This is a genomic window from Blautia sp. OF09-25XD (assembly GCF_003482095.1).
Classification (GTDB): domain Bacteria; phylum Bacillota; class Clostridia; order Lachnospirales; family Lachnospiraceae; genus Fusicatenibacter; species Fusicatenibacter saccharivorans.
This window is the reverse complement of record NZ_QUMG01000002.1, coordinates 73,841-89,086: the sequence shown is the minus strand read 5'-3', so window position 1 is coordinate 89,086 and position 15,246 is coordinate 73,841. Positions and strand designations below refer to the sequence as shown.

The following is a 15,246-nucleotide window of genomic DNA, read 5'->3' as shown; positions in this document are numbered from 1 at the left end:
CTCTGCAATCACTTACAGCTTAGACTCATACCATTCCTCCGCCGTTTTCTCAAATCCGACCGACTGGAACATGCGCTGGCTTTGTCCATTAAAAGAATAAATATTGGCTTTTACCCGCTCCATTCCCTTTTCTCTTGCAAGCTTCAGCATCTCCAGAACGCACCGTCTTCCAATATGCTGATTCTGGTATTCTTTACAGACAACGACAGCGATTTCACTATTCTCTCTCAGCGAAACATCTCCCACCAGCACGCCCTTATATTCTATATAATAGCAGTCACCGTGCGCGGTAAGATAATCATACATCCGATGCAACAGCTCCACATCATACGGCTTCTCCCGGTTGTCCACCTGCCTACACACGTCCAGATCCTGATACCACGGAAGAGAGGCCTCGTCATTCCTGTAATATGGGATCAGCCGGAGTTCATTGTCTATGATTCGTTCGGTCATTTTGGTTTGGCTCCTTGTTTTTTGATCTTAAAGTGCTGCAATTTCCTCTGTAATTTCACAGACACTCTTATTACTCGTATCAATTTTTACCGTATCAAGTACCTGATACATCTGAATTCGTGCAATGCTTTTGTCCATAATCTCTTCCGTACGAATCTTATTTGCGATGTCGGATAATAACCGCTTCCGCAAATTTGCTTCATCCACGATCAGCGAAATTTTAATCACTCTGCATTCTTCCGTGTCCAGCTTACTGACGATTTCATCAACAATACTCTGCTCATGCATCACCCAGCAGAAAATAACGTTTTCATAAGCGCTGCAATGCAGAAAGTTATTCAGCAGATAACAGATGTTGTCCATCACCATCTCTTTCGTCTCATCCGTCACCTGAAACGGATCGGCGTCCCAGCACCAGTCGCCGTCAAGAAAAACGCTGTTCGCCAGATCTTTTTTCAGCTGCTGACTTACCGTCGTCTTGCCAACGCCCATCGTTCCGCCGATCAAATATAATGTTTTCATTTTTCTCTCCCCATAACACGAATATCCGAAAAAATATCGTTTTCAAAAAGGATTTCAAATCCATCTGCCGGCTGAAATCTGCCATTCAGGATTTCTTTTCCATGGAAGGATATTTTTCTTACTTTGTTTTCCGCATCTTTCACTTCAATTTCACAGTAAGAAAGCAAATATGCACAGATCGCCGTCGCATGAGAAACCACGAGTGCTGTTTCTCCTTCTTCCATCTGTCCGACGATAGAATCGATCGCGGTTTTCATCCGCACCTTCACTTGATTTAACGATTCCCCGCCCGGATTGCGAAAATCGTGATCTTCATACTGTTTCAGCCAGAAATCCTCCCTGGCATCCCCGATCGTTCTTTCATGCAGCTCCTTCACAATGACCGGGTGATCTGCGATGAATTCAGCCGTTTCCATTGCTCTCCGATAAGGTGAAGAAAAGCATCTGTCCACATTTGAAAATATATTTCTTTTTGATACAGCAAGCGCTTTTCCCTCTTCCGATAGAGGAATCTGCTCATTCTGCATATCCCCTTTTTCCGGGATGGAATGCCTCATTAAAAATATTTTTTTCATTTCACTCTCCCCTGCTGTTATTCCTAAAGTTTTTTAATCAAAAACATCTCCATCGGCTTTTTTCCATATCCTTTTTCTGATGTTCCCCAGCGATAAAAAGCATGGTGCAAAACGGAGTAGTATCCCAGAAAAGATTATATTGCAGCAATCAAATGTTTCCAGCGGACCTGCTCTTGTGGATATTCTTGATAAACTGATACGAATGGATGTTGTTGCAAAAGAAGCTCCTATTAACGATGAAAATGATGTGTCGCACGGACGGAAGCTTCCCACAGTTCCACCAGCGTTTCCATCCGCGGCATTCTCTCCTGTACTTCATATATTATTATCTTACTCATCTTCCTTCCACAGCTTTCCTTCTTTATAATGTTTCCTGCAAAGCGCCACATAACTCTCGTTCGATCCAAGGAAAATCTGCGCGCCTTCCCGAACGATTTTTCCGTCTGCGTATCTCGTATTGCACTGCGCCCGTCTTCCGCACCAGCAGACCGTTGGGACTTCTTCGATGATGTCAGCAATTTCCATCAGCCTTCTCGACCCCGGAAACAAATGTGTCTGGAAGTCTGCCCGCAGACCGTAGCAGAGCACCGGAATTTCATAGAAATCTACAATATCCGAAAGCGTATCAACTTCCTCCTGGGAAAGAAACTGCGCTTCGTCGATCAGAACCGCGTCCACTTTCTTTCCATGATACCGGTATTCCCCGCTGTCCGCACTCCATGTCTCCGAAATTTCTTTTAAAAACTCATCCACATACTCCGCCGGTGCTTCCAGCCCGATGCGGGATTTGATCTCATGCTCTCCGTCGCGGTTGTCCGTCCGCGGTTTCAGCAGAACAGCATACTGCCCGCGCTCCTCATAATTATAGCGAACCATCAAAATATTAGCAGATTTCGAACTGCCCATCGCGCCGTAGCGGAAATATAATTTTGCCATTGTTTTTCGTCCTTTTGTCTTTTCTTATTCTTTCAGTTCTTTCCGTAAAAACGACTCCTCATCAATCTCTACGTTTTCAAAGCTGTGATAAAATTTATCTGCATTTGGATTTGTCGCCCGAATCAGATAATATTGGTTAATCCCATGTTTCCTGCAGTCTTTTTCCATCTCCTGAAACAGCCCCTGCGCAACGCCTTTATGTCTGGCTTCCGGCAGCACATAAACCCAGTCCACATATGCCATCCGGTAACCGTCCTGCATACATCCGTAAAAATGATACTCAATTCGCCCAAGAACCTGATCATTCTCCATAGCAAGAATGGATGTTGTATTCTGATAGAAGGGATCTTTTACTCTTCTTCGCAGCCCTTCCCGATCCACCGCTTCCACATGCATCATCTCCGGCTCTGCCCCCATTTCTTTTCTATAACAGAAAACTACCGACAAACCTGCTTTTATCGATAGTTTCTTCAATTTTTATTATAACCGATCCCGCTCTGTTTTCCAATTAAAAAGGCAGAAGAAATGAAACCTTTTATCCCGTTTCCATTTCCTCTGCCTTTCTTACATTTCTTTCCTCTTCTGATTCCTCTTCTTCCGCAGGTTCTCTTTCTTCTGCCGGATTTCCCCCGCCTCCTGTTCGCTGCTGATGCGGATGGTTTTCACGACGAAGAGTTTTCCTTCGTCCGAATGTTTCATGCGGCTTTGCCTTTCAAATATCCATGCTCCGGGCACCAGGCTACGCAGTAGTAGTTTTTCCCGCCGGCCGAAAACCAGCGTAAGCGTTTTCTTGCCGTTTTCCCGCAGATGCAGCAGTGCGTGCTGCAGACCTCGCGGTCGTGCATGGCTTCTTCTTTTGTGTCGAATTCGCGGGAGATGAATTTCGTGTAGCCATTATAGACGGCGTGGATCTCCTCTTTTTTCGATTTCGGGTTCTGATATACGTCGATCGAGTCGTACGCCAGCACAACATCCATATCGATGCGCGCAAAAATGTCGGCCGTATATTTTGCATCCGAAAGCGCCTGATGAAAATGCTCGTCCTTCGGGAGATGGAGGAAGTCGGCGGCGTACTCGAGCGCCCGGCGGCTCTTCATCGTTTCGTACTGGATCGCGAACAGTTTCTGTACATCGTAAAAATGAATCGGCCCGCGGATCAGCGACAGGAGGTTATAAAATTTCATGTTCCGCTGGAGCTCCGTCAGGTCTCCCGGTCCCCAGGTGCCGAACATGCACGCACCGCCGGAGAATGCAAAAAATTCCTGCACGGCCTGCGCAAATGGGATTCCGTTCTGCAGATCCTCTTCTGTCAGTCCGACGACCTCGCGCGTCCGGTGATGGAGATGCTGGTAGACCACCGGTTTTACAATCCGGTGAAACGTTCCCACCACATTCCGCTCACCATCCATCTTCACCGCGCCGATCTCAATAATCTCAAACGGCAGCTTCGGGTTCTCTTTTCCTTTTCCATAGGGACACTGGTTCCATTCCAGGTCAAAAATCACATAGTCCATTGTATTGTCAATCCTTCATTCTGTGTCGTCTGTCCCTATTATAAATGATTTTGATATAATGAGCAACTATCTGGCAATTCCATTCTCCGCCCATTCTGGCAATTTTCTTCTTATGCATTACATTTCCCATTCATTTCATCCCGTTCTCTTTCAAACTTAACGCTTCTTTTATTGAAATCCCAGGGTAAATCCGATATAATATTTTTAACTCCGGCCTTCGTTTTTACTCAAAAAAATCACCTGAAAAAGCCGGAAATATTACGAATTTAGATGAGCATCCGATATGAAAACAAAATTAACGCAAAAACAGATTCGATTTCAGGCGCTTCTGCTGTTTTTTATTACATTTTTTCTTGTCGAGCTCTGCGCCGTTTTTCTGTATCAGAATCAGTTAAAGGAAGCAAAGCTGAAAGCTGACTATACCGCACAGACGACCATCGGCCGCGTGAAATCGCAGTTAAACCATTATCTTGCCGAATCCAATCTGATGAAACACATGATTGAAGCCGGTTATACCGTCAATGACGAAGAGTTTTCCGTCCTCTCCTCGCTGATGCAGGACGACCAGAATGTCATCAAAGCACATGAGCTTGCAAAGGACGGCATTGTCACACTGATTTATCCGATGAGCGGAAACGAAGCCGCACTCGGACTTAACATGCTCGAGCATCCTGCCCGGAAACAGGAGGCACGCCTTGCCAAAGAGAGCGGCGAATACACGATTGCAGGACCGTTTGAGCTGCAGCAGGGCGACATCGGAGCACTGCTCTTTGACCCGATTTATACCACCGATGCCAACGGTGACCAGACCTTCTGGGGCTTTTCGATTCTCGTTCTCGACTGGGAATCGTTTCTGAACGAAATTGAACTGGATACACTGGAAGAAGCCGGCTACACCTACGAACTCTGGAAAATTTCTCCGGCCACCGGCGAACACGTTTCCATCGCACACTCCGGCAATTCCCGGCGTTCCGATGCCATCGAAGTTCTCTGCACCGTGCCGAACGACACCTGGCATTTTGAAATTGTACCGAAAAACGGCTGGCTCAGTCCGCTGCAGGTTTTTGTTTCCTTTGCACTCGGACTCATCCTTTCCCTGCTTGCCTCTATTGGTTTTCTGCAGTTCCAGATGCGCCGCTATAAAGACGAGATTCACGCAGCAGAACTGGAAAAAGCCGTACAGGAAGCACAGTCTGCCAACGAAGCAAAAACACGTTTTCTGTTCAACATGAGCCACGACATCCGAACTCCGATGAATGCCATCATCGGTTTCTCGGATCTGCTGGAAAAGCACATCGACGAGAAGGACCGCGCGGTCGACTACATTGCAAAAATCAAGTCCTCCAGCAGTTTTCTGCTCTCCCTGATCAACTACGTGCTTGAGATGGCGCGCATTGAGAGCGGTAAGGCCTCGCTGAAAATCGAGCTCGGCAGCTACAGCGAGCTGATCAATTCCCTGAATGCAGTGTTTGAGCCTTCGTTAAAAAGCAAAAAGCTTTCCTATCTCTGTTACAACACGGTGGAACACGATGCCATCCTCTGCGACCGGACAAAAATACGGGAGATTCTGCTGAATATCATCAGCAACTCCATCAAGTATACGCCGGAGGGCGGAAAAATTTTCGTAAAAATCGAAGAGACACCGGCACCAAGGAAGGGCTTTGCCTCCTACCGCATCACCGTGAAGGACAACGGTATCGGCATGAGCAAAGAGTATCTGCCGCATATTTTTGAAGAATTTACAAGAGAACATTCCTCCACCGAAAGCCACATCACCGGAACCGGCCTCGGCCTTCCGATCGTCAAATCCCTCGTGAATCTGATGGGCGGAACGATCGATGTGGAAAGCGAACTCGGTGCCGGAACAATAACTACGGTCTGCCTCACGTTTGGACTTCCGACCGAAGAACAGCTTGCGGCTCACCAGCATAAAGACGAGATTCTCGAGCAGTCCCTGCAGACGCTTTCCGAAAAACGTGTGCTGCTTGCCGAGGATAATGACCTGAATGCAGAAATTGTACTCACCGTTCTGGAAGAAAACGGCATTCACGCCGAGCACGTAAAAGACGGCGCCCTCTGCTTAAAAGCAGTCCAGAACGCACCAGAAGATTATTACAATGTTATTCTGATGGATATTCAGATGCCGAACATGAACGGCTATCAGGCCGCAGAAGCGATCCGTGCACTCCCGGGAAAACGCGGGGAAATCCCGATTGTCGCCATGACGGCAAACGCGTTTGAAGAGGACCGCCGAAAAGCACTGGAATCCGGCATGAACGCCCATATCGCGAAACCCGTTGACGTTTCGGTTCTTCTCGAAACACTTTCCAGGTTTTCATGACCTTTACAGATCCCGATGCACCGCGCCTCTTCTATGGAATTTTAACTTCCATCGACGATCAGAAACCCAAAAACAAATAATATGCATGAAAAAAGGAGCGTTCCCGTAAAGAGAACAGCTCCTTTTTTCATGCGCCGCAGCGGACGCTTTTATTTCTCGTTTTTCAGCAGCTCCAGGTTTTTGGAGATCAGCTCGCATCTCTGTTTTACGCAGTCCGGGGATCTGTGCGGATCCTGCGGTGTGTTGAACAGATAGTCCTCGAGTTTGTCGATTGTGGTGGTTGCTACATGCATTCTTGTATCGCAGGATGCATAGTAGATGTAAACCTCTCCGTTCTCACGCGCAATCGCGCCGTTTGTAAATACAACGTTGGAAACGTCTCCGACTCTCTCTTTTCCAAGCGGAACCAGGAATACACCGGACGGCTCTGCAATGACTTTGGACGGATCGTTCAGATCAGTACCGAAGACATACAGAACGTAGCGAAGGCCTGCTGCTGTATTTCTTACACCGTGTGCAATGTTGATCCAGCATTTCTTACCGCGGATCGGCACTGCTCCGGCACCGTTTTTGGACTCGGTCAGGGTATGATAAATACGTTTGCTGATGATCTTCTCCTCGTCGATGACAGCATGTGTGATATCATCGCAGAGTCCGAAGCCGATTCCTCCGCCGCTTCCGGTCTCAATGAAACCATCCATCGGACGGGTGTAGAAGGCATATTTTCCGTCTACGAACTCCGGATGCAGAACAACGTTTCTCTGCTGCGGAGAACGTAAGGTTTTCAGGTTGTCCAGACGCTCCCAGGTCTTCAGGTCTTTCGTTCTTACGATACCAGCCTCAGCAACAGCCGCGGACAGATCCGGATCGTTTTTGTCCTTGCTCTCAGAGCAGAACACTCCGTAAATCCAGCCGTCCTCGTGCTGGGTCAGACGCATGTCATAAACGTTGGTTTCCTCTGCGCAGGTATCCGGCAGCACAACCGGGTAATCCCAGAAATGGAATCCGTCGATACCAGTATCACTCTCTGCAACAGCAAAGAAAGATTTTCTGTCATTGCCCTCCACGCGGACAACGAGATAATACTTTCCATTCAGATAAATCGCGCCGGAGTTCATCACAGCGTTGATGCCGAGACGCTCCATAAAGTACGGATTCGTCTCCTCATCCAGATCATATCTCCAGTGAACAGGAGCGAACTCTCTTGTCAGCACCGGATACTCATAGCGGTCATAAATACCGTTGTAAAAATCTGCTTTTGTGTTCTTTCTTGCCACAAGGCGGTCTACCTTGGCTTTTTCCACATAATACTGTTTATTCAGCATCTTTTAACCTCCCAATTACTTCCATACACATACGTCCATTGTGATACGGGCATTTCCACGGTTCTACAATCGGCTCATGAATCGGGCTTCCGTCTGCATTCACGCACCAGAACCACTCAGACCCCTCTCGTTTGTCGATCACATATTCCTTGATGTAGCCCCAGATGTCTTTTGCCGCATCGAGATACTTTGTTTCCTCCGGTTTTTTCTGCCATGCATTTAAAAATCCAACGACTGCTTCTGCCTGTACCCACCAGACTCTTGTGGTATCATCCACACCGCGCTCGCACTCATTCATCAGCGAATGATTTTTGTATGCCGTGTTGTAGATATTTTCCGCAATCTCTCCGGTGATCGGCAGCAGTTTTTCCCGGTAAGCCGGATCGCCGAGCACTTCTGTACCCCGGTCGATCAGCCAGGAAGTCTCGATATCATGGCCATAAGAATACAGATCAATCAGCGTATTCCATGTCCGGTCGAAGAATACTTCCTGACGGCCTTTTTCTTTGTTATATACTTTATCCGCGAAGAGATCCATCATAAAGCGGAGACGGTCACCGGTAAACGGATCCTTTGTCACGCGGTACAGCTCGGTATATGCTTCGAAAACATGCAGCAGCGTATTCATGGTCTTCTCTGCCATGACGCCATTCTCCGAGAGCTTTTCATTGCTCTCCGGCTTGAAATCGCGGGTAAATGCCTCGAGATAACCGTACTCGTCGGTGCAGTGTGTCTCGATGATCTGCTGCAGCGATTTTGCCAGCTCCAGCGCCTCGGTGTCGCCCGTCGCATCAAAATACGTAGACAGCGCATAAATTGCAAATGCCTGATTGTACGTATGCTTTGTCGTATCGAGCGGTTTTCCGTCGTAGGTGACAGACCAGAACACGCCACCGTACTCGCGGTCCACACACGCCTGTTTCATAAAGCGGTACGCATGCTCCGCATCGGCGCGCAGCTTCTCGTCCTTTAAGGTCAGGTACGCATTCGAGAAAAACCAGAGAATTCTGCTGTTTAAGATGCAGCCCTTCTCATACGTTTTCTGCACGTTCAGATCAAAGTCCTGATAGCCGTAAAATCCGCCGTATTCCTCATCTCTTAAGCCCTCCCAGAACGGAACGATCCGTCCAGTAAGCTCCTGCTTTACTTCCTTTGCCAAAGACTGCATCTTTTCTTTCCTTCTTTCTTATCTTCTTCCAATTTCGGTGTCAGACTCGCGTACGACACTGTTTTTCTTGATATAATCTACAATCAGATCTACGGTTGTGAATGCCAGTCCTACATACGTATCGGCTGCGCCGTAGTAGATCGCGATCTTTCCGGTCTCTGCATCGTGAATGGTTGCGCACGGGAAGGTTACGTTCGGAACGAAGCCTCTCTCCTCATACCACTCTTCCGGTGTCAGAAGGAAGTTCTGGCAGCGGTATTTTACGATGGACGGATTCTCTTTGTCGAGGATTGCGCCGCCGATGCTGTATACATAGCCATTGCAGGTGCCGCTTACACCGTGGTAGAACAGCAGCCATCCTTCGTTGGTCTCAATCGGAGCTGCGCCGCCGCCGATCTTTAAGGACTCCCACCACTCCGGGCTCTTGCTCATGACGTGGCGGTGTTTGCCCCAGTACAGCATATCCGGGCTCTCGGACAGGAAGATGTCACCGAACGGTGTGTGGCCGCTGTCGCTTGGACGGGACAACATCACGAAGTTGCCGTTGATTTTTCTCGGGAAGAGAACGGCATTTCTGTTGAATGGAAGGAATGGATTCTCCACACGTACGAAGGTTTCAAAATCTTTTGTTTTTGCCATTCCGATGGCTGCACCGTAGAAGTCCTGGCACCAGATGATGTAGTAGGTATCTTCTACTTTTACAAGACGCGGGTCATATGCGTAAACCGGCATGAACGGTTTGCCTTCTTCGTCAACGAACTGGATTTTGTTCTCATCGAAATTCCAGTGGATCGCATCTTTGCTTCTTCCAAGGTAGATGTACGGGATTCCGTTTGTCTGCTCACCACGGAATACTCCGATGAACTCGTCGCCGTACGGCATAACGGCGCTGTTGAAGATTCTTGCTACTTCCTTCACCGGATTTCTTCCGATAATCGGATTCTCGCTGTATCTCCATACCGGTGCACCGGAAAACTCAGCCGGGCCTTCCTGCCATGGCATATTTTTGACAGCATCTCCAATAATTTTAACTTCGCTCATTTTTTGAAACCTCCATGAAAAATATTGTTTGTTTATGAGTTGTACTTTGTTTTTTTAAGTTTCTGTTAGTGGACAGAATCTTGTTTTTTAATTCTTTTTTCTCCGAACCGCCGTGTTTTATCACCCTCACGCCCAGTCCTTTAGCTTAATTTTAACATAGATGATTAATTTTTCAACTGGAAATCACTTAAAAAATAAGTTCCGTTAGATACTGTCAATTTTTAAGTGACTTTGTTGTGTAATATGTACAAAAACGGGGCATTTCAAAATGCCCCGTTTCTTAATTTATAATTCAGTTATAAAAATCAAAGCTTTACGCTCTCTTTCGGCACCAGCTGTCCGGAGACAATTTCCATATTTTTGCCGGATGCCGCGCCGCGGATCTGCTTCAGCGCTTTTTCGAGCGCTACTTTTACCATCGCCTTCGTATTGATCTCATACGAAGTGATCTTGAGATCCGGGAAACCCGGATACAGGTAATTGTCGAAGCCGACAATGGAAACATCCTCCGGCACGGAGATGCCGCGTTTTTCCAGCTCGAGCATCAGAAGGCCGGCGGTCAGGTCGCAGTTGCAGACGAACGCTTCCGGCATCTGTTCCGGGAGATGAATTTCGATCTGGCCCTGCTCATCACGGTCCTCCAGAATCCATTCCGCCGGTGTCACATCGCGGTGTTCCAGAACAGCCTTGGAAAAACCGCAGTACCGATCCATGATACTGCTGGAAAAATGAATCGAACCGACAAAAGCCAGCTTGGTCAGGCCATGCTCATACAGGTATTCCGTCATCAGATACATTCCGTGAAAGTTATCTGCGATCACGGCATCTTTTGCCAGCTCATTGTCGTAGAAATCCAGAAATACGATCGGAAGATCCACGTTTTTCTTCAGATAGTGGATGTAATCGCGGCTCGTGTCTCCCATAAGGATCAGTGCATCGACGGTCTGCTCCTTGGCGATGCACGGCACGATCATCTCATCTTCCATCTCCTGTTTCAGGATCTCCACGGTCACCATACAGCTCTTTTCCGTCGCCGCCAGTGCCATCTCCTGATACATTTTCCAGTAAAATGTCGTATACTCTGCCAGATACCGTTCCGGAATCACCACTCCGATGCAGCGCAGGCTTTTTCCCTGTGTATTTCTCGCTCCGCTTCCCGGCTGGCGGTACCCCATTTCCTTTGCAATTTCCAGAATCCGGGCGCGCATCTCATCGCTGACCCCTTTCTGTCCTGTAATCGCGTTATGCACGGTGACGGCGCTGACGCCCGCCACCTTTGCAATATCTGCCAATCTTACTTTTGCCATATATGTTACTCCTTAGTCCACTGCGATAAAGTGATACAGTCTGCTGACGAAATCGCCCCAGAAATCTTTCATGCGGAATCCGGCATTCATCAGCATCTCGCCGCTGTAAACCTCATCGGTTCCTTCCAGACGGTATTTTTTCGCCGGATCGAAGCCGCGCAGGCGTACCTTGCGGGACGGCATATTTACCTGTGCCAGCACCTGTACGTAAGTTACAAGCACTTCGTTTTTATCCTCAGAAGCTACTGCCCAGCAATCGGATCTGTGGTTTTCACGGTAGGAAAGAATACGATAATACTCTCCCTCGCGGATCAGTTCATGATATTTGTGATACATCGCGGTCTGCTCCGGAATCAGCTTTCTCTCTTCTTCCGGCAGTTTTGTGATATCAAGCTCATAGCCGAACGTTCCGGCCAGTGCCACATGGCCTCTCGTTGTAAACGGAGTTACACGGCCAACCGTGTGGTTCGGGCATACGCTGACGTGTGCACCCATTGAGCAGAGCGGGTAAATGAGGGCTGTTCCCTCCTGGATTTCCAGACGCTCAATCGCATCGGTGTCGTCGGAGCACCAGATCTGCGGGCTGTAGTAAAGCATTCCAGGATCGAAACGTGCACCGCCGCCGGAGCAGTTCTCCAGAAGCAGATCCGGGAACTCCTGTACCAGACGCTCCTGCATCGCATACATACCGAGCACGTAGCGGTGGAACAGCTCCTGCTGGGAATCTTTGTCCAGGTAGGTGCTTCCCAGGTCGCTTAACTGACGGTTCATATCCCATTTCACGTATTTGATGTTTGCACTGCGCAGGATTTTTGCCACACATTCATACGCATAATCCTGCACTTCCGGGCGGGAGAGATCCAGCACGTACTGGCAGCGGATCTCAGTCGCTTCTCTTCCCGGAATCTGAATCGCCCATTCCGGGTGCTCTCTGTAGAGATCAGAGTCCGGGGAGATCATCTCCGGCTCGAACCAGATACCGAATTCAAGACCGATTTCATTCACTTTGTCAACCAGATTTTTCAGGCCGCCTTTGATCTTCTCTTCGTTGACAACCCAGTCACCGAGGGAAGAATCGTCTTTATTTCGTTTTCCGAACCAGCCGTCATCCATAACAAGCATCTCGATGCCGTCTTTTTTTGCCTCTCTTGCGATATCGAGGAGTTTATCGGTATCAAAATCAAAGTAAGTTGCTTCCCAGTTGTTAATCAGAATCGGGCGTTTTTTGTGGTTGTACGGGCTGCGGATCATATGTCTGCGATAAAATGCATGGTAGGAACGCGTCATTTTGCCAAGTCCCTCGGCAGAGTAGACCATAACAACCTCCGGCGCCTGGAATTCATCGCCGGCTTTTAAATTCCAGCAGAACTCCTCCTGGTTGATACCCATCACCATACGCACGGTGTCGAACTGGCATCGTTCCACCTGACCGATGAAGTTTCCGGAATATACGAAATGCATTGCGTAAACCTCGCCGCGCTCCTGATCCGTTCCCGGTGTTACCATTGCCACGAACGGATGCTCCTGATGGCTGGACTCGCCTCTTCCGGAGGAAACGAGCTGTTTTCCGTAACGGAGCGCACCCTGCTGGATGTGGCGTTCTCTTCCCCAGGATCCATGAAGAGAAAGCATCTCAAAGTCTTCGTTGTCCATATCGAGGCAGGCACTGTAGATTTTCTCTACCTTCAGCGCTTCACTGCCTTCATTTTTCACGCGGACACTTCGGGTGATAACGTTTTCTTTTGTAAAAACAGAGTAGGAAAGGATAACAACAAGATCAAGAACAGGATCTTTGCAGGTGATTTCCAGAGTTTCTACTTCGTCCTCGGTTCCAAAAGAAGCCGGAAGACCGGTCAGCGGGCGTTTTCCTTTGAAAATTTCATAGGAATCAAAGAAAATCTCACATCCCATACGGCCCTGTGCATTTCTTATATTCAGACAGCTCTCACGGTAATCGCCGACTCCTCCGGTCGGGTATTCCATTGGAAAACGGTCGAGGAACGAAGATTTCTCTCTCTTATTGACGGACGGGGTGAACGGCGGCTCATCCATGCGGAGCGGATACAGATCCGGCTCTCCGTGCAGAAGGGGTCCGTAGTAAACATGTCCGACGTAGCCTTCCGGCTCAGGCCGATCACATACGTCGTATTCTCTGTATTTAACTGAAAAAGCTTTTTCTCATCATAATATAAAATCGCCATTTTCTTCTCCTTATTTCAGGTAAGCTTGATCCGCCGGGCCGATTTTTGTACAAAAAGACCTCACCCGCCGGGCTGAGGCCTTTTTTTTGTTTCTATATCACACAGCGTTTAAGCAGTTACCATTGCATTTTTTAATTTTTCCAGTTTCTCGGCTGCATCTTCAAGGGATGTGCCTTTTACGCCGAAATAGAATTTGATCTTCGGCTCAGTACCGGATGGGCGCACACAGCACCATGCGTTGTTTTCCAGCTCATAGTAAAGAACGTTGGAGGACGGAAGTCCGGTCGCGCTCTTCTCTCCGCTTACGAGATCCTGGCGTACATCTGCTTTGTAATCGCGTACGGCAAGAACCTGGAAACCGCCCAGCTCTTTTGGCGGGTTCTCACGGAAGTTGGTCATCATGGTCTGGATCTCTTTTGCACCGTCGATACCTTTTAAGGTCATCGTTGCAAGACCCTCTTTGTAGTAGCCGTACTCCTCGTACATATCCACCATGGCATCCCACAGTGTTTTGCCCTGCTGTTTGTAGTATGCAGCAACCTCGCAGAGCATCATAACTGCCACGCAGGCATCTTTATCTCTTGCATATGTTCCGGCCAGGCAGCCATAGCTCTCTTCCAGACCAAATACATAATTGTGTGCACCGCTCTGCTCAAAAAATTTGATCTGCTCGCCGATGTATTTGAATCCGGTCAGAACCTCGATCAGTGCCACGTTATAAGCTTTTGCGATTGCTTTTGCCATATCGGTCGTAACAATCGTCTCAACGAGTGCCGGGTTCTCCGGCATGGTTCCGTTCTTGGTGCGCTCACGCAGAATATACTCTGCGATCAGCATACCGGACATGTTTCCGGTGAAGCTTACGTACTCGCCGGTCTTGCTGTCTTTTGCATAAACGCCGAGACGATCTGCATCAGGGTCGGTTGCAAGGATGATGTCAGCGTCTACTTCTTTTGCCAGTTTCAGCGCCAGTGTCCATGCTTTCTCGTCTTCCGGGTTCGGGTAAGCCACCGTCGGGAAGTTTCCGTCCGGCACTTTCTGCTCTTTTACAACGTAAACCTGATTAAAGCCAAGCTCGCGCAGAACGCGGCGTACCGGCACATTTCCGGTTCCGTGAAGCGGTGTGTAGACGATCTTCATATCTTTTGCCGCATCTTTGATGATTTCCGGATGAATGCTCTGCTCTTTTAATTTTGCAACGTAACGGTCATCAAAATCGGTTCCGATGACCTGGAACAGGCCTTCTGCTCTTGCATCATCTTCTTCCATCGTTTTAACGGCAGAAAACTCGGTTACTTTTGCTACCTCTGCGAGAATGTTTTTGTCGTGCGGCGGTGTAATCTGTGCGCCGTCCTCCCAGTATACTTTGTATCCGTTGTACTCTCTCGGGTTGTGGCTTGCGGTAATGACGATACCGGAAATGCAGCCGAATTCACGGACAGCAAAAGAAAGCTCCGGTGTCGGGCGCAGGGACTCGAACAGATACGTTTTGATTCCGTTTGCATTCAGGCAGAGTGCTGCTTCGCGTGCGAATTCCGGAGACATTCTTCTGGAATCGTGTGCGATGGCTACGCCTTTTTCCTGTCCGTTCTGGGAAATGATGTAGTTGGCAAGGCCCTGGGTTGCCTGGCGTACGGTGTAGATGTTCATGCGGTTGGTACCCGCTCCGATGACACCGCGGAGTCCGCCGGTACCGAACTCAAGCTGACGGTAGAAACGGTCTTCGATTTCTGCCTCATTTCCTTCGAGTGCTTTCAGCTCTTCTCTGGATGCCTCATCAAAATATGGATCATTGCACCATTTTTCATATACTTCTCTGTAACTCATGTTTGTTATCCTCCCTGTCTGTTGTACTTTATTTAA

Annotated in this window: 13 protein-coding genes and 1 pseudogene; 1 reads left to right on the top strand and 13 read right to left on the bottom strand. The window is 48.4% G+C overall.

Annotation, left to right across the window (positions count from 1 at the left end; genetic code table 11):
- Window positions 1-12 precede the first annotated feature (12 nt).
- The 7 genes from DXA93_RS02410 to DXA93_RS02380 all read right to left on the bottom strand — a co-directional run bounded on the left by DXA93_RS02410 (window position 13) and on the right by DXA93_RS02380 (window position 4,000).
- A complete protein-coding gene (locus DXA93_RS02410; RefSeq protein ID WP_117510551.1) occupies window positions 13-453 on the bottom strand; it encodes a GNAT family N-acetyltransferase in 441 nt (146 codons plus the stop codon).
- Between the two features lie 27 nt (window positions 454-480).
- Window positions 481-975, bottom strand: coding sequence for an AAA family ATPase (locus tag DXA93_RS02405; protein WP_117510549.1), 495 nt, complete (start codon window positions 973-975; stop codon window positions 481-483).
- Window positions 972-1,532 (bottom strand): histidine phosphatase family protein, encoded by a 561-nt coding sequence (locus DXA93_RS02400; RefSeq protein WP_256372630.1) that lies wholly within the window; start codon window positions 1,530-1,532, stop codon window positions 972-974. Before DXA93_RS02400 ends, DXA93_RS02405 begins: the two co-directional genes overlap by 4 nt.
- 348 nt (window positions 1,533-1,880) lie before the next feature.
- Window positions 1,881-2,486, bottom strand: a complete 606-nt coding sequence (locus tag DXA93_RS02390) for a thymidine kinase (RefSeq protein WP_118750362.1) — start codon at window positions 2,484-2,486, stop codon at window positions 1,881-1,883.
- Window positions 2,487-2,510: 24 nt separating this feature from the next.
- Complete coding sequence (locus tag DXA93_RS02385) at window positions 2,511-2,885, bottom strand: GNAT family N-acetyltransferase (RefSeq protein ID WP_243109132.1); 375 nt, start codon at window positions 2,883-2,885, stop codon at window positions 2,511-2,513.
- A gap of 165 nt (window positions 2,886-3,050) precedes the next feature.
- Window positions 3,051-3,185 (bottom strand): hypothetical protein, encoded by a 135-nt coding sequence (locus DXA93_RS19295; RefSeq protein ID WP_330425919.1) that lies wholly within the window; start codon window positions 3,183-3,185, stop codon window positions 3,051-3,053.
- Window positions 3,182-4,000: a 3'-5' exonuclease gene (locus DXA93_RS02380; RefSeq protein WP_330425918.1), complete on the bottom strand. Its 819-nt coding sequence runs from the start codon at window positions 3,998-4,000 to the stop codon at window positions 3,182-3,184. Before DXA93_RS02380 ends, DXA93_RS19295 begins: the two co-directional genes overlap by 4 nt.
- A 283-nt stretch (window positions 4,001-4,283) precedes the next feature.
- On the opposite strand from DXA93_RS02380, the gene DXA93_RS02375 reads away from it, so the two are divergent.
- Entirely contained in the window at window positions 4,284-6,341 is a 2,058-nt protein-coding gene (locus DXA93_RS02375; RefSeq protein WP_117805118.1) for an ATP-binding protein, read from the top strand.
- A gap of 149 nt (window positions 6,342-6,490) precedes the next feature.
- Here the strand turns inward: DXA93_RS02375 and DXA93_RS02370 are convergent, their stop codons facing one another.
- From DXA93_RS02370 to DXA93_RS02345, 6 genes and pseudogenes are all read right to left on the bottom strand, one after another.
- Entirely contained in the window at window positions 6,491-7,666 is a 1,176-nt protein-coding gene (locus DXA93_RS02370) for a glycoside hydrolase family 130 protein (protein ID WP_022461807.1), read from the bottom strand.
- The gene (locus tag DXA93_RS02365; protein ID WP_055221154.1) at window positions 7,656-8,834 is read right to left on the bottom strand and encodes an AGE family epimerase/isomerase; all 1,179 of its coding nucleotides are present in this window, start codon (window positions 8,832-8,834) and stop codon (window positions 7,656-7,658) included. The genes DXA93_RS02370 and DXA93_RS02365 overlap by 11 nt, the downstream gene beginning before the upstream one ends.
- Window positions 8,835-8,852: 18 nt before the next feature.
- Entirely contained in the window at window positions 8,853-9,875 is a 1,023-nt protein-coding gene (locus DXA93_RS02360) for a glycoside hydrolase family 130 protein (RefSeq protein ID WP_117510535.1), read from the bottom strand.
- Window positions 9,876-10,180: 305 nt separating this feature from the next.
- On the bottom strand, window positions 10,181-11,182 hold the full coding sequence (locus tag DXA93_RS02355; RefSeq protein ID WP_117805119.1) for a substrate-binding domain-containing protein: 1,002 nt from the start codon (window positions 11,180-11,182) through the stop codon (window positions 10,181-10,183).
- Between the two features lie 12 nt (window positions 11,183-11,194).
- A pseudogene (locus tag DXA93_RS02350) lies at window positions 11,195-13,383 on the bottom strand (alpha-galactosidase).
- Window positions 13,384-13,491: 108 nt separating this feature from the next.
- A complete protein-coding gene (locus DXA93_RS02345; RefSeq protein ID WP_055225852.1) occupies window positions 13,492-15,210 on the bottom strand; it encodes a phospho-sugar mutase in 1,719 nt (572 codons plus the stop codon).
- Between the last annotated feature and the right edge of the window lie 36 nt (window positions 15,211-15,246).